The organism is Paracoccus endophyticus (assembly GCF_003286075.1).
GTDB lineage: Bacteria > Pseudomonadota > Alphaproteobacteria > Rhodobacterales > Rhodobacteraceae > Paracoccus > Paracoccus endophyticus.
In genome coordinates this window covers 155,574-175,119 of sequence record NZ_QLUV01000001.1, presented here as the reverse complement: position 1 = coordinate 175,119, position 19,546 = coordinate 155,574, and the positions used below count along the sequence as shown (strand labels likewise).

21 protein-coding genes and 1 tRNA gene are annotated in these 19,546 nt (G+C 71.9%); 15 read left to right on the top strand and 7 right to left on the bottom strand.

The genetic code is table 11. The annotated features are described in order from the left end of the window. Positions 1-8: 8 nt before the first annotated feature. Both DPQ23_RS00875 and DPQ23_RS00870 read right to left on the bottom strand, forming a co-directional pair. The gene (locus DPQ23_RS00875) at positions 9-998 is read right to left on the bottom strand and encodes a Gfo/Idh/MocA family protein (protein ID WP_112872791.1); all 990 of its coding nucleotides are present in this window, start codon (positions 996-998) and stop codon (positions 9-11) included. After that, the gene (locus DPQ23_RS00870) at positions 995-1,960 is read right to left on the bottom strand and encodes an MDR/zinc-dependent alcohol dehydrogenase-like family protein (RefSeq protein WP_205961395.1); all 966 of its coding nucleotides are present in this window, start codon (positions 1,958-1,960) and stop codon (positions 995-997) included. Before DPQ23_RS00870 ends, DPQ23_RS00875 begins: the two co-directional genes overlap by 4 nt. 65 nt (positions 1,961-2,025) lie before the next feature. On the opposite strand from DPQ23_RS00870, the gene DPQ23_RS00865 reads away from it, so the two are divergent. Continuing rightward, entirely contained in the window at positions 2,026-2,637 is a 612-nt protein-coding gene (locus DPQ23_RS00865) for a DUF1003 domain-containing protein (RefSeq protein ID WP_112872790.1), read from the top strand. Here DPQ23_RS00865 and DPQ23_RS00860 read toward each other — a convergent pair. From DPQ23_RS00860 to DPQ23_RS00845, 4 genes are read right to left on the bottom strand one after another with little or no spacing between them, the layout of a single operon-like run. Further along, positions 2,580-3,701 carry an inositol-3-phosphate synthase gene (locus DPQ23_RS00860; protein WP_112872789.1) on the bottom strand — a complete coding sequence of 374 codons (1,122 nt, stop codon included), beginning with the start codon at positions 3,699-3,701 and terminating at the stop codon, positions 2,580-2,582. The two genes, DPQ23_RS00865 and DPQ23_RS00860, sit on opposite strands and share 58 nt — an antisense overlap. An 8-nt stretch (positions 3,702-3,709) precedes the next feature. Continuing rightward, positions 3,710-4,642, bottom strand: a complete 933-nt coding sequence (locus DPQ23_RS00855) for a glycosyl hydrolase (protein ID WP_112872788.1) — start codon at positions 4,640-4,642, stop codon at positions 3,710-3,712. Beyond that, complete coding sequence (locus DPQ23_RS00850) at positions 4,639-5,436, bottom strand: TIGR04290 family methyltransferase (RefSeq protein ID WP_112872787.1); 798 nt, start codon at positions 5,434-5,436, stop codon at positions 4,639-4,641. Before DPQ23_RS00850 ends, DPQ23_RS00855 begins: the two co-directional genes overlap by 4 nt. Continuing rightward, entirely contained in the window at positions 5,436-6,032 is a 597-nt protein-coding gene (locus DPQ23_RS00845; protein WP_112872786.1) for a histidine phosphatase family protein, read from the bottom strand. Before DPQ23_RS00845 ends, DPQ23_RS00850 begins: the two co-directional genes overlap by 1 nt. 138 nt (positions 6,033-6,170) lie before the next feature. Between DPQ23_RS00845 and DPQ23_RS15685 the strand changes: the two genes are divergently transcribed. The 12 genes from DPQ23_RS15685 (at position 6,171) to DPQ23_RS00785 (ending at position 17,900) form a co-directional block, all read left to right on the top strand. After that, positions 6,171-7,286 (top strand): SDR family NAD(P)-dependent oxidoreductase, encoded by a 1,116-nt coding sequence (locus tag DPQ23_RS15685; RefSeq protein WP_112872785.1) that lies wholly within the window; start codon positions 6,171-6,173, stop codon positions 7,284-7,286. Further along, complete coding sequence (locus DPQ23_RS15615; RefSeq protein ID WP_112872784.1) at positions 7,283-8,374, top strand: SDR family NAD(P)-dependent oxidoreductase; 1,092 nt, start codon at positions 7,283-7,285, stop codon at positions 8,372-8,374. The genes DPQ23_RS15685 and DPQ23_RS15615 overlap by 4 nt, the downstream gene beginning before the upstream one ends. A gap of 34 nt (positions 8,375-8,408) precedes the next feature. Beyond that, positions 8,409-9,491, top strand: a complete 1,083-nt coding sequence (locus tag DPQ23_RS00830; protein WP_205961393.1) for a glycosyltransferase family 4 protein — start codon at positions 8,409-8,411, stop codon at positions 9,489-9,491. Then, positions 9,488-10,594, top strand: coding sequence for a CgeB family protein (locus DPQ23_RS00825; RefSeq protein ID WP_112872783.1), 1,107 nt, complete (start codon positions 9,488-9,490; stop codon positions 10,592-10,594). The genes DPQ23_RS00830 and DPQ23_RS00825 overlap by 4 nt, the downstream gene beginning before the upstream one ends. Next, entirely contained in the window at positions 10,591-11,682 is a 1,092-nt protein-coding gene (locus DPQ23_RS00820; protein ID WP_112872782.1) for a CgeB family protein, read from the top strand. Before DPQ23_RS00825 ends, DPQ23_RS00820 begins: the two co-directional genes overlap by 4 nt. Next, the gene (locus tag DPQ23_RS00815; protein ID WP_112872781.1) at positions 11,679-12,776 is read left to right on the top strand and encodes a CgeB family protein; all 1,098 of its coding nucleotides are present in this window, start codon (positions 11,679-11,681) and stop codon (positions 12,774-12,776) included. The genes DPQ23_RS00820 and DPQ23_RS00815 overlap by 4 nt, the downstream gene beginning before the upstream one ends. A 28-nt stretch (positions 12,777-12,804) precedes the next feature. Further along, positions 12,805-13,848, top strand: a complete 1,044-nt coding sequence (locus tag DPQ23_RS00810) for an NAD-dependent epimerase/dehydratase family protein (protein WP_112872780.1) — start codon at positions 12,805-12,807, stop codon at positions 13,846-13,848. Between the two features lie 10 nt (positions 13,849-13,858). Next, complete coding sequence (locus tag DPQ23_RS00805; RefSeq protein ID WP_205961392.1) at positions 13,859-14,773, top strand: glycosyltransferase family 9 protein; 915 nt, start codon at positions 13,859-13,861, stop codon at positions 14,771-14,773. After that, a complete protein-coding gene (locus DPQ23_RS00800) occupies positions 14,770-15,183 on the top strand; it encodes a DUF6165 family protein (RefSeq protein ID WP_170310743.1) in 414 nt (137 codons plus the stop codon). The genes DPQ23_RS00805 and DPQ23_RS00800 overlap by 4 nt, the downstream gene beginning before the upstream one ends. A gap of 34 nt (positions 15,184-15,217) precedes the next feature. Continuing rightward, on the top strand, positions 15,218-16,351 hold the full coding sequence (locus DPQ23_RS00795) for an ROK family transcriptional regulator (protein ID WP_112872779.1): 1,134 nt from the start codon (positions 15,218-15,220) through the stop codon (positions 16,349-16,351). 257 nt (positions 16,352-16,608) lie between these two features. Next, positions 16,609-17,565, top strand: coding sequence for a DnaJ C-terminal domain-containing protein (locus DPQ23_RS00790; protein ID WP_112872778.1), 957 nt, complete (start codon positions 16,609-16,611; stop codon positions 17,563-17,565). Further along, positions 17,562-17,900 carry a chaperone modulator CbpM gene (locus DPQ23_RS00785; RefSeq protein ID WP_112872777.1) on the top strand — a complete coding sequence of 113 codons (339 nt, stop codon included), beginning with the start codon at positions 17,562-17,564 and terminating at the stop codon, positions 17,898-17,900. The genes DPQ23_RS00790 and DPQ23_RS00785 overlap by 4 nt, the downstream gene beginning before the upstream one ends. A 36-nt stretch (positions 17,901-17,936) precedes the next feature. Here DPQ23_RS00785 and DPQ23_RS00780 read toward each other — a convergent pair whose 3' ends face one another. Next, positions 17,937-18,959 carry a LacI family DNA-binding transcriptional regulator gene (locus DPQ23_RS00780; protein WP_112872776.1) on the bottom strand — a complete coding sequence of 341 codons (1,023 nt, stop codon included), beginning with the start codon at positions 18,957-18,959 and terminating at the stop codon, positions 17,937-17,939. A 94-nt stretch (positions 18,960-19,053) separates the two neighbouring features. Here DPQ23_RS00780 and DPQ23_RS00775 point away from each other — a divergent pair. Then, a tRNA-Arg gene (locus tag DPQ23_RS00775) sits at positions 19,054-19,130 on the top strand. A 109-nt stretch (positions 19,131-19,239) separates the two neighbouring features. Next, positions 19,240-19,542 (top strand): GNAT family N-acetyltransferase, encoded by a 303-nt coding sequence (locus DPQ23_RS00770; protein WP_112872775.1) that lies wholly within the window; start codon positions 19,240-19,242, stop codon positions 19,540-19,542. The last annotated feature ends 4 nt before the right edge of the window (positions 19,543-19,546 follow it).

Sequence of the window (19,546 nt, the reverse complement as noted above, 5' to 3'; positions counted from 1 at the left end):
GGCTTTCGTCATGCGCGCCCGTAGATGCGGTCGAGGACCCGCGCCACGTCCACCAGCCGCCGCGCCTGCGGATCAAAGCGCGGCGCATCGCACAGCGTGCCCAGCCAGTCCACGATGGCCCGCCCGCCCCAGTCGTCGGGCAGGGACGACAGCGGCTCCTCGTGGATGTGGCGGTGGCGCGCGGCGATCAGATCGTGGAACGAGCCGTCCACGTTGCGCAGGCTGGCCCCGCCCTCGGTCCCGAAGAACTCGGCCGCGATCACCGCCTGCCGCCCGGCCTGCAACCCCCAGGAACAGCCCAGCCGGACCACGGCGCCGCCGGCAAGGTCCAGCGTGGCGATGGCGTAATCCTCGACCTGGGCGTCGGGGTCGGCCAGCGGCGCGCCCTTGGCCAGCAGCCGGCTGTGGACGCCTGTCACCTCGGGCCAGTCCAGCGCCCACAAAGCAAGGTCCACCAGATGCACGCCCAGGTCGATCACGCAGCCCCCGCCCGACAGCGCGGGGTCGTAGAACCACGGCTTGTCCGGCCCCCAGGCGTTGTGAAACAGCAGGTCCACGCCAAAGACCCGCCCCAGCGCATCCTGCGCCAGCAGGTCGCGGATCGCCCGCATCCCCGCCGTGTGGCGATAGGACAGGTCCACGCTCAGCAGCCGGTCGGCCCGCTCGGCGGCGGCGACCACCGCCGCGACCTCGGCCGCCGTGCGGCCCAGCGGCTTCTGGCAGAACACCGCGCAGCCCGCGTCCAGCGCGGCGATGGATTGCGCGGCGTGCGCGGCGCTGGGGGTGGCGATCACCACCCCATCGACGCCGGCCGCCAGCAGCGCGTCAAGCCCGTCCACGCGGCGCGCGCCGGGCGCCAGCGCCAGCGCCTCGGCCGCGCTGGCGTCGTCCGGCTCGGCGACCGCGACGATGTCGGCCCGGCCGGTCGCGGCGACCGCCGCCATCCGGTGCCGCCCGATCCAGCCGGTGCCGAGGAACCCCAGTCGCGGGCCGCTCACAGCGCCACCCAGGCCTTGACGAAACTGCCCGGCTTGTCGCGGGTGGCGGCCAGCGCCTCGTCGAGATCGTCCAGCGCGTAGGGGCCGGTCAGCAGCGGCCCAAGGTCCAGCCGGCCCGAGGCGAGCGCCTCGACCGCCGCCCGCAGGCCGGCCATGCGGACGGCCGGGTCGCGTTCGTGGGCGCTGGCGATGTCGATGCCCTTCCAGTTCCACATCTGCATGTTGACCTGACGCGGCCCGTCCTGGTGATAGCCCGCGATCACCAGGCGCCCGCCCTCGGCCACCAGTTCCCCGGCCAGGTCCAAGGGCCACTGCCTGCCCACGCATTCGATCACCCGCTCGGCCATGCGGCCTTGGGTCAGGCCGCGCACGTCCTCGATGATGCGCCAGTGGTCATCCATCGGGATCGTCTCGGCCGCGCCCATGCGGCGGGCAAGCTCCAGCGTCTCGGCCCGCCGCGACACGGCGATCACCCGCGCGCCCGCGTCGGCCGCCAGCCGCGTCAGGATCGCGCCGAGAAAGCCGATGCCGACGATCACCACCGTCTGGCCGGGGCGGATGTCGGACCGCGCGAAGATGTTGAAGGCGCAGGCCACGGGTTCGCCCGGAGCCGGCATCCCGTCCAGCCCGCCGGGCAGCGCCACCACCCTGTCGGCGGGCGCCACGTCATAGTCCGCATAGGACCGTTCGGTCAGCGCCGTCACGCGGTCGCCCACCGACAGCCCCTTAACCCCCTCGCCCAGCGCGGCGATGCGCCCCCAGGCCTCGTGCCCCATGCCGCCCGGCGCGCCCGGCCAGGTGGACCAGGGCTGGCCCTGCCACGGCTCGACGTTGGAGGCGCAGACGCCGCAGCCTTCCAGCCGGATCAGCACCTCGCCGGGGCCGGGCGCGGGCACCGGCACCCGCGTCACGGAAAACCGCTGCGGTCCCTCAAGGACGGCCGCGCGCATGGTCTGTGTCATCTGTCGTCTCCCGGAACCGACCGGCCTGGCGGTTCCTTGTGCAAGGCAGGATTGGAAAGGCTGTCATGGACCGAGAAGACCCCGTTCCCGCCGGCGACGGCATGAAGGAGCAACTGACCAGCAACATCGCCCGGATGGTCGCCCGCCGCCGGCAGGAGGACGCGAAAGCCCCGCTGAGCGACAAGGTCGCCGAAGCCATCACCCGCATCGCGGGCTCGATGACCTTCATCGTCCTGCATATCGTCTTTTACGGCGGCCTGCTGCTGGTGCTGACCGACCTGATCCCCCTTCCCGTGCCCTTCGGCGAGGGGCTGGGCATGATCGGCTCGGTCGCGTCCACCGAGGCGATCTTTTTGTCGCTGTTCGTGCTGATGAACCAGCGGCGCGAGGAACAGCGCGCCGACGCCCGCGCCGACTTTACCCTGCATGTCAGCCTGCTGACCGAGGACGAGCTGACCAAGCTTGCCGCCGTGATCCACGCGATGGCCGAAAAGCTGGACGTGCAGATCGACCGGGACGCGGCCGAGGAGGTCGAGAAGAACGTCGATCCCGAGCAGGTCCTTGACGCGCTCGAGGACATCGGCGGTGAGGACGGCGGCGCCCCCGGTCATCCCGGCACTCACGATGCGGGCGCGGCCACGGGCAAGTCGCCGATGAAGGCCTCGACCGCCTCATAGGCCTGGTCGTCGGTCATCTGGCGCGGCGGGTGCTTGCAGAACCACGCCGCCGGCGCCTCGACCGGGCCGGCAAGGCCGCGGTCCAGCGCGATGGCCGCGCAGCGGATCATGTCGATGGCGACGCCGGCGGAATTGGGGCTGTCCTCGACCGACAGGCGCAGTTCCAGGTTCATGGGGACGCCGCCGAACAGCTCGCCCTCCATCCGCAGGAAGCAGACCTTGTTGTCGTTCTGCCAGGCCACGTAATCGGACGGGCCGACGTGGATGTTCTCGTCCGCGATGCGTTCGGCGGCGACGGCCTGCACGGCCTCGGTCTTGGAGATCTTCTTGCTTTCCAGCCGCTTGCGGTTGGCCATGTTCAGAAAATCGGTGTTGCCGCCGGTGTTCAGCTGATAGGTCCGGCAGAGCTTGACGCCCCGCTTGGCAAACAGGTCGGTCAGCACGCGGTGCACGATGGTCGCGCCCAGCTGGGCCTTGATGTCGTCGCCGATGATCGGCACGCCCGCCGCGCGGAACCGCTCGGCCCAGACCGGGTCCGAGGCGATGAAGACGGGGATGTTGTTGACGAAGGCCACGCCCGCATCCAGCGCGCATTCGGCATAGAACTCGGTCGCCTGCTGGCTGCCGACGGGCAGATAGTTCATCAGCACGTCCACCTGCGCCGCGCGCAGCGCCTGCACGACGTCCTCGCGCGAGGGCTGGGGCGCGTCCGAGGGGACGAAGGTGCGCGCCTCGGGGTGGTCGGCCATGTGCTCGGCCACGCCGTCCAGCAGCCGGCCCATGCGGACCACGGCGCCCGTGTCCGGCACGTCCGGCGCGAAGACCGCCGTGCAGTTCGGGGGCGCGAAGATCGCCTGCGCCACGTCGCGGCCGACCTTGCGCGCGTCGATGTCCCAGGCCGCCACCACGCGGATGTCGCCCGCGCGATAGCCGCCAAGGTCCTGGTGCATCAGCCCCGACGCGTCGTTCCGGCCCGCGTAATGCGCCAGCCCCTGCACAAGGGAACTGGCGCAGTTGCCGACGCCGATGAGGGCGATGTTGATGGGTTTCCGGGCGTCGGTCATGGCGTCCTTCACGTCAGGGCAGCCTCGGGGGCGGCGGGGGCCAGGACGGCGCGGGCCGGAGCGTAGCGTTCGATCATCGCGGCGCAGAAATCCGCGAACTGCTGGGGCTCGTGCGGCGGGCTGGTGTGATGCGCGCCGGGGCCGAGATGCTCGGGCGTGAAGCAGAAGGTCACGGTGGTGTCGAAATCGGCCAGCGCCTCCATCTGCCGGTCGAACCAGCCCAGCGCGTCGGGGCGGAAGCTGTCGGCCCACGACAGGCCCGTGCGCAGGTGGCGCACGCCCAGCCGCTTCATCCAGGCCACGGCGTCGTCAAGGCGCGGGTCCTGGTAGTGGAACCACTGCATCAGGCCCATGTCGGCGGCGTGGGGGGCATAGGCGTCCAGCGCGGGCTTGGGCGTGCCGTCGGCGCGGATCAGGCCCATGTAGAAATGGCGGTAATAGGACGACCCCTCGGCCTCGCGGTGGCGCGTCGTCGCGCCCCATTCCTGCGGCAGGTCGAACAGCGAATACCAGAAGATGCGCGGCACGCGGCCGACCAGCAGTTCGGCGGTCCTCTGGACGCCGAATGTCTGCACCTCTTCCGCGCCGAAGCTGCCGACGCCGACCTCGGTCACCCAGACGGGCTTGTCCGTCACGGCCTCGATCTCGGCCACCTTGGCGGGCCAGTCGTGGATCGACCACAGGTTCCAGTCCAGCGGAAAGCCGTGGACCGCCACCACGTCCACATGGTCCAGCGCGCCGTGGCCCGCCATCCGCTGCACCCACAGCGGGTCGATGGGCGACATGCCGCCCAGCACGCGGGTCACGGCGGGGTTCACGTCGCGGATCGCCTGCCCCGCAAGCCGCACGCACTGGCCGAAGCTCGACCAGTCCGGGTCGAGTTCGGGGTCCCAATGGGACTTGTTGTTCGGCTCGTTCCAGATCATCGCGGCTTCGATCAACGCGCAGGCTCCTCGTCGGGATGGGCGGGGGGGCGGGCGGGATAGACGACCGCGGGTCCGTATTCGGCAAAGGGCACCGCGGCGGTGCGGCACAGATACACTTCGTCGGCGGGGCCGCGCAGGATGGCGAAGCCCGTCGCGCGCAGCATCGCCTCGACCCCCGCGCGGTTGGGGACCCACCAGTTCGTCCAGTCATGCGCCCACTTGCGTTCGATGAACGCCATCCGGGGATGGTCGGGCGCCTGGAAATGCGCGTCCTCGGCGAAATCGTAATCCTCGGCGACCTCGGCCACGCTGTCGGGACCGCGGGTCAGCGTCTGGAACAGCATCAGGTCGCCCGCGACATGTTCGCGGATCAGGTCCAGGGCCAGCATCGGATGGCGCAGGTGGTAAAGCACCCCCATGAAGATCACGAGGTCGAAGCGTTCGCCCAGCGCCCCCACGTCATAGATCGACAGATTGCGGAACTCGACATCCGCGACGCCCAGGGTGCGGGCGGCAAAGCGCGCCTGCTCGATGTAGCGGTCGTCCGCGTCGATGCCCAGCACGCGGGCCGCGCCCCGGCGCCGCATCTCGAAGCTGTAGAACCCGGCGTTGCAGCCGATGTCCAGCACGGTCTTTCCCGTCAGGTCCGCAGGCAGCAGATGCGCAAAGCGGGCGAACTTGTCGGCCGGATAGTCGCCCAGGAAATGGGCAGGCGCGGTCTGCACGCCGTTCAGGTCCAGGTTGTGAAACCACGGGCCGATGCGGTCCACGTCGCGGGCGATCTGCGAAGCTGTCACGGTGCTGTCCATCAATGCGGGCCGTTGAGGGTTATGACATGGAACGAACCCTGTCCATGCGCCCGCAGCCAGCTGACCGATCCCGGGTCGATGTCAAAGCGCAGCATGTGGTCCAGGTCCAGGCCCAGCGCATGGGCCGCAATGCCCCGGATGACGTCGCAATGGCTGACGCACAGCACCGGGCCCGCTGCCCCCGCCGCCGCCAGCCCGTCCAGATGCGCGACGGCGCGCGCGACGGCCGCGGCCATCGTCTCGCCCCCCGGGGTGGGCGCGCGACCGCGCGCGGCGTTCCAGTGCCGCCAGGCCGGGTCGCCCTCCAGGTCGGCAAAGGCGCGGGCCGACCACGCGCCGAAGTCGATCTCGTCCAGCGCCGGGGCCGTCCGCGGCGCCAGTCCCAGCGCACCCCCGATGATCGCGGCCGTCTGCGCGGTGCGCCGGCGGGGGCTTGTGTCCACCTGCGCGATGCCGCGTCCGGCCAGCCTGCCGGCCAGCGCGGCAACCTGATCGCGCCCCGCGGCGTTCAGGGGGATGTCGCTGGTCCTGCCGCTCAGGATGCGGCCCAGGTCGTCATGGGCACCGTGGCGGACCAGGCCGACCAGCACGCTCATGACCGGCTAACCCCATTGCAAGGGACGGCCAAACATTGGCTAAGTTGATGAAGATGATGATGGCACAGCCGGAACATAGCTGCTTAACAACAGAACAAGCCCGTGGTTTCAATTTCGTAAAAAGCAAGTGAGGCGCATTTGGAAAAGGTTCTGATCACCGGGGGTGCAGGGTTCATCGGCCGCTTCGTCGCGGACGAGCTGCTGGCGCGCGGCCATCAGGTCCGCGTGCTGGACGCCCTGATCCCGCAGGTCCACGGCGAGGCCGCGGCCCGCCCCGAGGCGCTGAACAGCGAGGCCGAGTTCATCCACGGCGACGTGCGCGACAAGGACGCCGTGGCCCGCGCGCTGAGGGGCGTGGACAGCGTGATCCACCTGGCGGCCGAGGTGGGCGTAGGCCAGTCCATGTACGAGGTGGAACGCTACACCTCGACCAACGACGTGGGCACCGCCGTGCTGTTCGAAAAGCTGATCGACAACCCCGTGCGCCGTGTCGTCACCGCGTCCTCCATGTCGATCTATGGCGAGGGGCTTTACCGCGACGCCGACGGCCAGATGGTCGAGGACGCCGAGCGCCAGGGCATCCGCGACGGGCTGAAGCAGTGGGACCCGACCGACGCGCAGGGCCGCCCGCTGGTGCCGGTCGCCACGCCCGAATGGAAGCGCCCGAACCTCGCGTCGATCTATGCGCTGAACAAGTTCGTGCAGGAACGCACCACGCATATCATGTCCGCCCCCTACGGGATCGAGGGCGTGTGCCTGCGGCTGTTCAACGTCTTCGGCCCCGGCCAGGCGCTGTCGAACCCCTACACGGGGGTTCTCGCGATCTTCGCCTCGCGTTACCTGAACGGGCAGGCGCCGATGATCTTCGAGGATGGCGAACAGCGCCGCGATTTCGTCCATGTGTCCGACGTGGCCCGCGCCTTTGCCGAGGCGCTGTCCCTGCCGCAGGCGGCGGGCGGGACGTTCAACATCGGGTCCGGCAACGACCGGTCCGTGACCGAGGTCGCGCAGGAACTGGGCCGTGCCATGGGCCGCAACGACTTGGAGCCGCTGATCGTCGGCAAGGCCCGCATCGGCGACATCCGGCATTGCTTCTGCGACACCACGCTTGCGGCGGAAACGCTGGGCTTCCGCGCCGACACCGACTTCCGCGAGGGGCTGGCGGAACTGGCCGAGTGGGTTGCGAGCCAGACCGCCGTGGACCGGGTCGACCAGGCGCGGACCGAGCTGGAAAAGCGGGGGCTGGTCGCGTGACGGGGCGCAGTTCACCTGCCGCCGATCCGCGCCCGGTGCTGGTCACGGGCGGCGCGGGCTTCATCGGCTCGAACCTGGCCGACCGGCTGGCGGGCGACGGGCACCGCGTCATCGTCTATGACGCGATGAGCCGCCCCGGCGTGGAACGCAACCTGTCGTGGCTGCAACAGCGCCATGGCGACCGGATCGAGCCTGTCCGGGCCGACATCCGCGACGCCGCGCGCCTGAGCGCGGCCGTGCAGGAGGCGAAGGTCGTCTTCCACATGGCCGCCCAGGTCGCCGTGACGACCAGCATGGTCGAGCCGGTCGAGGACATGACGATCAACCTGATCGGCACGATGAACCTGCTGGAGGCGCTGCGGGCCAAGGCCGACGGCACGCCGCTGATCTTTGCGTCCACCAACAAGGTGTATGGCGACCTCGCCGACCTTGATTTCGCGCTGGCGGGCGAGGCCTACCAGCCCACCGACGCGCAGGTGCGCGCCCATGGGATCGGAGAGGCCCGCCCACTGGACTTCCACACGCCCTATGGCTGCTCCAAAGGCGCGGCGGACCAGTATGTTCTGGACTATGCCCGCAGCTTTGGCGTGCCCACCTGCGTGCTGCGGATGTCCTGCATCTATGGCCAGCGCCAGATGGGGACCGAGGATCAGGGCTGGGTCGCCCATTTCCTGATCCGCGCGCTGAGGGGCCAGCCGATCACGCTCTATGGCGACGGCTGCCAGGTCCGCGACATCCTGGACGTGTCGAACGCGGTCGAGGCCTATCTGGCCGCCTGGGACCGGATCGAGCAGGTCTCGGGCCGCGTCTTCAACCTGGGCGGGGGCCCGCAGAACGCGGTCAGCCTGCGGCAATTGCTGGACTTTGTCGGCCGGATCATCGACCGCCCCGTGGAGGTCGCCTTTTCTGACTGGCGCGCGGGCGACCAGCCGTATTTCGTGGCCGACACGCGGGCCGCCGAACAGGCGCTGGGCCTGTCGCCCAAGGTGGACTGGCAGGAGGGCGTGACGCGGCTGGCGCAGTGGCTGGCGGCCGAGGGGGGGATCAACCTGCCCGTGGGCCGCCCGCAGTTGGCCCAGTCCGCATGAGACCGGGGATGGGCGCGCGCATGAACGGCCGGTCGTGACCACCCGCCTGCTGATGACGGCCGATGCGGTCGGGGGCGTCTGGTCCTATGCGCTGGACCTGGCGGGCGCGCTGCGCGGCGTTCAGGTCACGCTGGCGGTGCTGGGCCCGTCCCCCGACGCCGGCCAGCGCGCCGCGGCCGCGCGGGTGCCGGGGCTGCGCCTGATCGACACCGGCCTGCCGCTCGACTGGCTGAGCGACGGGCCGGGCCCGGTGCTGGCGGCGGGGCGGGCGGTGGCGCGGCTGGCCGCGGACATGGACGCCGACCTTGTTCATCTGAACGGCCCCGCGCTGGCCGCGGCGGGGCTGGGCCTGCCGGTGGTCGCGGTCAACCACGGCTGCCTGGGAACCTGGTGGGACGCCGCGGGCAAAGGGGCGCTCGACCCGGCGCTGGCCTGGCTGCCCGAGCTGATCGGGCAGGGGCTGCGCGCGGCCACCCGCACCGTCGCGCCCACCCGCGCCTATGCGGACGCGACCGCGCGCCGCTATGGGCTGGCGGCGGCGCCCGCCTGCGTGCACAACGGCCGCCGCCCGATGCCGCTGCCGCAGGCGGCGCTCCTTGCCGGCGCGCTGACCGTCGGGCGGCTGTGGGACGAGGTCAAGAACACCGCCACGCTGGACGCCGCCGCCGCCCTGCTGGATGCGCCCTTCGTGGCGGTCGGCGCGATGCGCGCGCCGCATGGCGCCACCGTCGCCCCGCGCCACCTGCGCGCCACCGGGCCGCTGCCGCCCGAGGCACTGGCGCACTGGCTGGCCCGCCGCCCCGTCTTTGTCAGCGCCGCCCGGTTCGAGCCGTTCGGCCTTGCCGTGCTGGAGGCCGCGCAGGCCGGCTGCCCGCTGGTGCTGTCCGACATCCCGACGTTCCGCGAACTGTGGGACGGCGCGGCCGATTTCGTCCCTGCCGACGACGCACCGGGCTTTGCCGCGGCCATCGCCGCGCTGCTGGCCTACCCGGCGCGGCACGCGGCGCAGGGCGCGCGCGCGCGCGACCGCGCCGCCCGCCACACCCCCGACGCGATGGCGGCCGCGATGGCCGCCCTCTACCGCGATGCAATGACCACACGGACCCGGGCCGCATGAACATCGTCTATTTCACCCATTCGCTGCAGTCCTGCTGGAACCACGGCAACGCCCATTTCCTGCGCGGCGTGCTGCGGGAACTGGCCGCGCTGGGCCACCCTGTGCGGGCGCTGGAACCGGACGGCGCGTGGAGTCTTGAGAACCTGCTGCGTGACCACGGCGAGGCAGGATTGGACCCATTCCGCAAGCATTACCCGGACCTGAGGGTCGAAACCTATGCCGCCGACGCGGACCCGGCGGCGCTGGCGGGGGCTGCCGACCTGGTCATCGTGCACGAATGGAACGACCCGGCGCTGGCCGCGCGTCTGGGGCAGGCGCGCAAGCAGGGCGCGCGCTTTCGCCTGCTGTTCCACGACACCCACCACCGCGCCGTCAGCGACCCCGAGGCCATCCGCGCCTTCGACCTGTCGGGCTTTGACGGCGTGCTGGCCTTTGGCGAGACGCTGAGCGAGGTCTATCGCCGCTGGGGCTGGGGCGACCGCGTCTGGACCTGGCACGAGGCCGCCGACACAAGGCTGTTCCATCCCCCGGCGCAGGAAGGCGACCGCGAGGGGCTCGTCTGGATCGGCAACTGGGGCGACGGCGAGCGGACCGAGGAGCTGGAACGCTTTCTGTTCCGCCCAGGCCGCGACGCGGGCCTGCCGCTCGACATCTACGGCGTGCGCTATCCGGCCGAGGCGCTGGCGACGCTGGCGGCTTACGGCGTGCGCTATCACGGCTGGGCGCCCAATGCCGCGGCGCCGGACATCTTCGCCCGCCACTTGGCGACGGTCCACGTGCCGCGCCGGTTCTACACGACGATGCTGCCCGGCATCCCGACCATCCGCGTCTTCGAGGCGCTGGCCTGCGGCATCCCCCTGGTGTCCGCCCCGTGGGACGACAGCGAGACGCTGTTCCGCCCCGGCGATTTCCTGTTCGCCCGCGACGGCGCCGAGATGACCACCCACCTGCGCGACCTGTCGAACGATCCGGCCCTGCGCGCCTCGCTTGTGGCCCACGGGCTGGAGACCATCCGCGCCCGCCACACCTGCGCCCATCGCGCGCAGGAACTCCTCTCCATCGCCGCAACGCTCGGCCTCAACCTCGGAGCGTCTGCGGCATGAAGATCGCCTTTTACGGATCGAGCCTGCTGTCGTCCTACTGGAATGGTGCCGCCACCTATTACCGCGGCATCCTGGGGGAACTGGCCAAGCGCGGCTACGACATCACCTTCTACGAGCCCGACGCCTTCGACCGGCAAAAGCACCGCGACATCGACCCGCCGGACTGGTGCCGGTCCGTCGTCTATCCCGCGACGGAAGACGCCATGCGCGGCGTGCTGGCCGAGGCGGCCCACGCCGACATCGTGGTCAAGGCCAACGGCGTCGGCGTCTTCGACCGCGAACTGCTGGACGGGGTGATCGCCCAGGCCAAGCCCGGCGCGCTCAAGATCTTCTGGGACGTGGACGCGGCGGCGACGCTGGACGAGATGCGCGCCGACGACAGCCATCCGGTGCGCCGCGCGCTGCCGGGTCTGGACATGGTGTTGACCTATGGCGGCGGCCCGCCGGTGGTGGACGCATATCGCGGCTTCGGCGCCAAGCTGTGCGAGCCGGTCTACAATGCGCTCGACCCCGCCACGCACCATCCCGCGCCGGCGGATGCGCGCTTCGCCGCGGACCTGGCTTTTCTGGGCAACCGCCTGCCCGACCGCGAGGCGCGGGTCGAGGAGTTCTTCCTGCGCCCCGCCGCGATGCTGGCAAACCGCAGCTTCCTGATCGGCGGAAACGGCTGGGAAACCAAGCAGATGCCCGGCAATGTCCGCCATCTGGGCCATGTCTATACGCATGAGCACAACGCCTTCAACTGCACACCGCTGGCGGTCCTGAACGTCGCCCGCGACAGCATGGCGCATGTGGGCTTTTCGCCCGCGACCCGCGTCTTCGAGGCGGCGGGCGCGGCCGCCTGCCTCATCACCGACGCCTGGGAGGGGATCGAGCTGTTCCTGACCCCCGACCGCGAGGTGCTGGTCGCCCGCGACGGGCAGGACGTGGCGGACCATCTGGCCGCGCTGACGCCCGAGCGCGCGCGAGACATCGGGCAGGCGGCGCTGGCGAGGGTCAAGGCGGACCACACCTATGCCCTGCGCGGCGCGCAGGTGGATGCGCTGTTCAAGGCGCACGCCCGCAAACCCGAGGAGGCCCGGGCATGAAGCTGGTTGTCCTGGGGCTGTCGCTCTCCTCCTCGTGGGGGAACGGCCATGCGACCACCTTCCGCGCCCTGCTCAAGGCCTTTGCCCGGCGCGGGCACGAGATCCTGTTTCTGGAGCGCGACGTGCCCTGGTACGCCAGCCAGCGCGACCTGACCGACCCCGACTGGTGCCGGCTGGAGTTCTATGCCGACCTGCCCGGCCTTGACCGCTGGCGCGACGAGATCGCAGGCGCGGATGCGGTGATCGTGGGCAGCTACGTCCCCGAGGGGGTCGAGGTCGCCCGCCGCGTCCAGTCCTGGGCACGCGGCACGACCGCGTTCTACGACATCGACACGCCGGTGACGCTGGCCAAGCTGGACCGGGGCGACTACGAATATCTCTCGCCCGAGGTCATCCCCGGCTTCGACGTCTACCTGTCCTTCACCGGCGGCCCGACGCTGCGGCATATCGAACGCCGCTACGGCTCGCCCAGGGCGCGGGCGCTCTACTGCTCGGTGGACCTGGACCTGTATGGCCCGCGAACGGTGTCCAAACGCTGGGACCTGTCCTATCTGGGCACCTACAGCGACGACCGCCAGCCGACGCTGGACCGGCTGCTGCTGGACCCCGCCCGGCAGCGCCCCGACCTGCGGTTCGTCGTGGCGGGGCCGCAGTATCCCGCCACCATCGACTGGCCCCGGAATGTCGAGCGGATCGAGCATTGCCCGCCCGCGGACCACGCCGCGTTCTATTCCGCCAGCCGCTTCACCCTGAACGTCACGCGGGCCGACATGATCCGCGCGGGCTGGTCGCCGTCGGTCCGGTTGTTCGAGGCCGGGGCCTGCGCCACGCCCATCATCTCGGACCGCTGGGACGGGATCGAGACGCTGTTCCAGCCCGGGCAGGACATCGTGCTGGCCGACAGCGCCGCCGACGTGCTGGCCGCGCTGGACCGCGACGCCGCGCCGATGGGGCAGGCGGCCCGCGCCCGGATCGAGGCCGCCCATTCATCCGACCACCGCGCGGCCGAGCTTGACGCGCATCTGGCCGAAGCCGCCGCGGCGCGTGCCGCGCAGCCCAAGGCCATCAACGAAACACGCACGGCCACGGCATAAGCGGCCGCATCACAGGGGGAACAGCGCCATGACCCAACCGACCAGGATCACCGCCCTGCCGCGGCACCGCGACGCCGGACGGCGGCTGAACGTCGTGGCAGGGGGGGCGGGGTTCATCGGATCGCATCTGTGCCGCGCGCTGCTGGACCGGGGCGAAGGGGTGCTGTGCATCGACAGCCTGCAGACCGCGCGCCCGTCCAACCTGGCGGCGCTGACCGGCCATCCCGGCTTCAGCTTCGTGCGCCACGACATCACGGCGCCGCTGCCCGCGTCGGTGCTGGCCGAGGTGCCGCGCATCCACCGGGTCTGGAACCTGGCCTGCGCCGCCTCGCCGCCCCTCTATCAGATGGACCCGGAACACACGATGCTGACCAACGTGGTCGGCACCAACCACCTGCTGCGGCTGGCCGAACGCGCGGGCGCCCGGTTCCTGCTGACCTCGACCAGCGAGGTCTATGGCGACCCCGAGGTCCATCCCCAGCCCGAGGAGTACCGCGGCCATGTCAGCTGCACCGGCCCCCGCGCCTGCTATGACGAAGGCAAGCGCGCGGCGGAAAGCCTGGTCTTCGACTACGGCCGCGCCGGGCGCGCGCAGGTCCGCGTCGCCCGCATCTTCAACACCTACGGCCCCAACATGGACCCGGGCGACGGGCGCGTGGTGTCCAACCTGATCTGCCAGGCGCTGCGGGGCGAGGCGCTGACGATCTATGGCGACGGCACCCAGACGCGCAGCTTCTGCTATGTCGCGGATCTGGTCGCGGGACTGCTCGCGCTGATGGAGGCCGAGTTCGACGGGATGCAGCCGGTCAACCTGGGCAACGCGGCCGAGATCACGGTGCGCGAGCTGCTCGACCAGGTGGTCGCGCTGTCGGGCACGCAGGCGCGCGTCGTCCATCGGCCGATCCCGGTGGACGACCCCCGCCGCCGCCGCCCCGACCTGGACCGCGCCGCGCAGCTTCTGGGCTGGGCGCCGCGCGTGCCCCTGTCCGAGGGGCTGGCGCAGACCTGGGCGTGGTTCGCGGCCGAGCTGCAGGGCGAGCTCAAGGCCCGGCCCGCGCAGGCCGCCGAATAGCCGCGGTGCGATGGCGCCGCCCGCAGGCCTCACCGACCCGATGACAGGCCGCCCCGATCCCTGGACCGCGGCGATGCGGCGCGGCGACTTTGCCGCGGCGTGGGACATCGCGGCGACGAGCCTCGCCGCGCGCGACCCGCGCGGCCGCGACGACCCGAACCTGCCCTATCACCTGCGCTGGGTCTGGGACGGGCGCGGCTTCGACGGCCGCGCCGTGCTGGTGCGCTGCTATCACGGCTTGGGCGACACGCTGATGTTCGCGCGGTTCCTGCCGCTGCTGGTCCGCCGCGCGGCCCGCGTCACGGTCGAGATGCAGCCCGCGCTGATCCCGCTGTTCCGCGGTTTCGCCGGCATCGACCGGCTGGTGCCCTTTGACCCCGCGCGTCCCGCGCCGCCGCAGGACTGCGACATCGAGATCATGGAGCTGCCGCTTGCCCTGCGCGCGCGGCCGCAGGACGCGCCCGCCCCCTATCTGCGCGTGGCCCCCGACGACCTGCCGCACGGCACGCTGGCGCTGTGCTGGCAGGCGGGCGACTGGGACACCGGCCGCTCGGTGCCCCCGGCGCTGTTCGCGCCGCTGTGCGCGGGGCCTGCGGTGACGCTGGTCGCCGCGCCGACGGACCTGCCGGTGCTGAACCCGCAGGGCTGCCCGCTGGACATGGTGCGGACCGCGCGGCTGGCCGCGGGCGCGGCGCTGGTCGTGACCGTGGACACCATGGTCGCGCATCTGGCCGGCGCGCTGGGCCGGCCGGTCTGGCTGCTGGCGCGCCACGACCCCGACTGGCGCTGGCCGGTGGCGGGGGACCGCACGCCCTGGTATCCCGCCATGCGGGTCTGGCGACAGCCGGCGCCGGGCGACTGGGCCAGCGTGATGGCCCGGGTGGCGACGGCCCTGGACGATTCGGCGGGGCGCAGAACGGCATGACCGCCACCCCGACGCTGCCGATGGCCCCGGTGTCCTGGGGCGAGCTGATCGACAAGATCACCATCCTTGAGATCAAGGCCGAGCGCATCGCCGAACCCGCCGCGCGGGCCAATGTCGCGCGCGAACTGGCGCTGCTGCGCGAGGTGGCCGCCCCGGTCGGCGACCAGCCGGGGCTTGCCGCGCTGGTGGACCGCCTGCGCGCCGTCAACCTGGCCCTGTGGCGGATCGAGGATGACATCCGCGAAAAGGAAGCCCTGGCCGAGTTCGACGACGCCTTCGTGGCGCTGGCCCGCGCGGTCTATCTGACCAACGACGAGCGGGCGGCGATCAAGCGCCGCATCAACGCCGCGCTGCGATCCGAACTGGTCGAGGAAAAGTTCCACGCCCCATCGACGGCGCCGCTCAGGTGACGCCGGGACGCGGATGAACCAAGGGGGGACGGGCATGCGGGCATCCACGCCGGGCGGGTTGCGCAACCACCACGAACGGCTGATCCTGGCCATCCTGCGCCGGTCCGGCCCGCTGTCGCGCGCGGCGCTGGCGCAGGTCACGGGGCTGTCGGCGCAATCGGTGGGCACGATCACCCGCGCGCTGATCGACGCCGGGTATCTCGACCCCGGAGAGCCGCAGCGCGGACAGGTGGGACAGCCCGGCACGCCTTTGGCGCTGGCCCCGAACGGGGCGCTGTTTCTCGGCCTCAAGGTCGGGCGCCGGCGGGCCGAGATGGTGCTGATGGATTTCGCGGGGACGGTGCGCGCGCGGTTTCTGCGCGACCATGCCCACCCCGATCCCGACGCGATCCTGGACTTTGCGCAGACCCGGGCGGCCCGCCTGCTCGACCCGCTGGCGCCCGCGCTGCGCGGCCGGTTGGCGGGTCTGGGCGTGGGCATCCCGTTCAGCCTGTGGGACTGGGGCCCGGAAATGCAGCCCTGGCGCGAACGCGACCTGCGGGCCGACCTGGCGGCGGCGCTGGACATGCCGGTCTGGCTGGAAAACGACGCCACCTGCGCCTGCGCGGCAGAGCTGCTGTTCGGCACCGGCGGACCGCTGCCGCGGGACTTTCTTTACCTTTATGTCGCGCATTTCGCGGGCGGCGGGATCGTGCTGGACGGGCAGTTGCGGTCCGGTCCCACCGGCAACGCCGCCGCCATGGGGTCGCTGTGCCTGCGGGGCGGCGGGCAGGTGCTGGACCACGCCGCGGTCGCGGCGCTGGAACGGCGCATGGGCCGGCGGCTGCCCGCCGACGATGCGGCCTGGCAGATCCCCGACACGGTCGCGGCGGCCTGGATCGGCGAGGCCGGGCGGGCGCTGGCGCAGGCGGCGCTGGCCGGGGCCGCCGTGGCGGACCTGGGGCTGGTGGTGGTCGACGGCGCGATGCCGGGGACGCTGCGCGACCGGCTGGCCGCCGCCACGGCGCAGGCGCTGCCCACGCTGCCCTGCGCCGGCATCGCGGTGCCCCGCGTCGTGACCGGCACGCTGGGCCGCCCGGCCCGGGCGATGGGCGCGGCGGCCCTGCCGCTGCGGGCGCAGTTCCTGCCCGGCGGCGCCCTGGCGGACGAGCGGCTGGGCGCACGGTGAGGGCCGGGCGCGCCGCGCGGGGCCGGCAGGCAGGGGCCGCGGCCCGGCGGACCCTGGCCGCCTGCGCCCGCGCGCCGGACGCCCGCGCGCCGGACGCCCGCGCGTTGGACGCCCCGCGGCGTTGTCAGGGCCGGCGACGGGCAAAGCCCCTGCGCGCCCTGCGTCCGCCTGCGGATCTGGTGCCGCCGCCGCCCCGGCGTTATGGGAAACCCGGCGGACGTCCGGGACGTTTTGCCTGCGACGAAAGGGGTTTGACGATGGCCAATGATCCATATGCCGCGCTGGGCGTTGCCAAGACCGCGTCCGAGGCCGAGATCAAGAAGGCGTATCGGCGCATCGCCAAGGCCGACCACCCGGACCTGAACGACGACCCCGCCGCGCATGAACGCTTCAAGGCGGCGTCCGCGGCCTATGACCTGCTGAAGGACCCCGACCAGCGTGCCCGGTTCGACCGCGGCGAGATCGACGCACAGGGCCAGGAACGCCCGCAGCGCCGCTATTACCGCGACTTTTCGGAAGGCCCCGGCAATCCCTATCGGCCCGAGGCGAACTACGGCGATTTCTCGGACGTGTTTGCCGACCTGTTCGGCGAAGGGGGCGCGCGGCGCACCCGCGCAGGGGGGTTCGGCGGCTTCGGGGGCACAGGCGGGGGCGCGCGCAGCTTCGACGTGCGCGGGCAGGACCACCGCTACACGCTCGAGGTCGATTTCCTGACCGCCGCGCGGGGCGGCACGACCCGCATCACCCTGCCCGACGGTCATTCGCTGGACGTGCAGATCCCCGCCGGCACGCGCGACGGCCAGACCATCCGCCTGCGCGGCAAGGGCGGCCCCGGCATGGGCGAGGGCGGGCCGGGCGACGCGCTGCTGGCGATCACCGTTGCGGACGATCCCGACTGGCGCCGCGACGGTGACGACATCACCACGGTCCTGCCGATCACCCTGGACGAGGCCGTGCTGGGCGCCAAGGTCGAGGCGCAGACCCTGGACGGGCCGGTCAAGCTGACGGTGCCGCGCGGCGCGTCCAGCGGGCAGAAGCTGCGGCTGCGCGGACGCGGCCTGACCGGACCCGGGGGCGTGCGCGGCGACCAGCACGTCGAGCTGAGGATCGTGCTGCCGCCCCGGATCGACGACGAACTGGCCGCGTTCCTGGAACGCTGGCGCGAGAACCACGCCTATGATCCGCGGGGGACGCGGCGGGGGGGCAAGCCATGATGACCCGGAACGAGCTGCTGGCCGCGCTGCCCGGCCTGACCGACGCCGCGCTGGACGCGCTGACGCGGGCCGGCATCGTGCGCCCCGTCCAGTCCGAGGCGGGGCCGCGGTTCCGCCCGATCGACGTCGCCCGCCTGACCCTGGCGATGGAGCTTGAGGACGCCTATGACCTGGACGCCGACGCGCTGGCGCTGGTCCTGTCGCTGATCGACCAGGTGCATGGCCTGCGCGGAGAGATGCGCGCCATGCTGTCGGCCGTCGCCGCCGAGCCGCCCGAGACCCGCGCCCGCATGCGCGAGATCATCACCATGACCCGGCTGACGCTGCGCGGCTGACCGCCGGGGCAGGGGCCTTTCGCCCCTTGTCGAGCGTCAGCGCGCGGCGCGGATCGTGTCGCCCGGCAGAAAGGTCGGCGCCAGCGCGATGACCCCGCTGTCGGGGCGGGGGTCCTTGCCTGCGACGATGCGGGCGGCGCGGCGGCCGATTTCTAGGCGGCGGGCGTCGGTGGTGGCCAGCCGGATCGGCAGTCCGTCCAGCAGATCGACCCCGTTGAATCCCGCAAGCCCCAGCCGTCCGGGAATGTCGATGGCCTGTTCGCGCGCCCAGATCAGCCCCCCCGCGCCGATCAGATCGTTGGAATAATACAGGAAATCCAGGTCCGGCTCGCGCGCCAGGATGCGCTCGGTCAGCTCGCGCCCCTTGGCCAGCGACGATCCGCCCTGATAGTATTCGCGCGCCGCCAGCGGCACGCCCGCGTCCGACAGCACGCGCTCGAACCCGGCCAGGCGTTTGCGGGCGCGATGATCCTCGGGCATGTGGGTGCCGATGAAGCCGATGCGGCGGTATCCCGCGGCCAGGATGTGGGCCGCCATGTCGGCCCCCGCGCGGTCGTGGCTGATGCCGACGGCGGTGTCGATGGGGTCGCCGTCGATGTCCATGATCTCGACCACCGGCACGCCCGCGTTTTCCAGCATGGCGCGGGCGGCGCGGGAATGTTCCAGCCCCGCCAGGATCACCCCCGAGGGCCGCCAGCTGAGCATGTCATACAGCACCGCCTCCTCGCGCGCGGGGCCATAATGGGTGACGCCGACCACCGGCTGAAGGCCGGTGTCGTCCAGCTCGGCCGAGATGCCGCCCAGCACCTCGGGAAAGACCAGGTTCGACAGCGACGGAATGACCACGGCGACCAGGTTGACCCGCTGGCTGGCCAGCCCGCCCGCGATCTTGTTGGGAACATAGCCCAGCGCCCGTGCGGCGGTCTGGACCTTTTCGCGCGTGGCGGGCGACACGTCGCCGCGGTTGCGCAGCACGCGGCTGACCGTCATCTCGCTGACGCCCGAGGCCAGCGACACGTCGCGCAGGGTCAGGGGGCGGCGGGGACGAGGGGGGGTCATGGGCACAACCAATGCGGGACGACCCGTGTTAGCGCATGACATCGCCGCCCGCAACCTTGCCAAGCGGCGCGCGTGCGGGCAGAAAGGGGCCGGCGACCTCGTGGCTCAACTGGATAGAGCAGCCCCCTCCTAAGGGGCAGGTTGGGGGTTCAAGTCCCTCCGGGGTCACCAGACCAACCCGCTGTCGGACTGCCTAATCCGGAGACTGGCGGACGCCTGCGTCCGTTTGCGCGCCCGGCGCGTTGGGGGGTGAAAACCGCCACAGCCCGGGGACACTGGCATGACCGACACGGACCACGACCTGACCATCGACCGCCACGACACCGCTGACGGCGGACGCTATCGTGCCACCGTGCAGGGGGCCGAGGCCGAGATGACCTATGCGCGCGCAGGCCATGGCCGCATCGTCATCGACCACACCTTCGTCCCCGAGGCCTTGCGCGGCCGGTCGGTCGGCGCGGCGCTGGTCGCCCGCGCGGTCGGCGATGCCCGCGCCGAGGGGCTGCGCATCGTACCGCAATGCAGCTTTGCCGCGGCGCAGTTCGACCGCCACCCCGATTGGCGAGACGTGCTGGCGGGCTGATTGG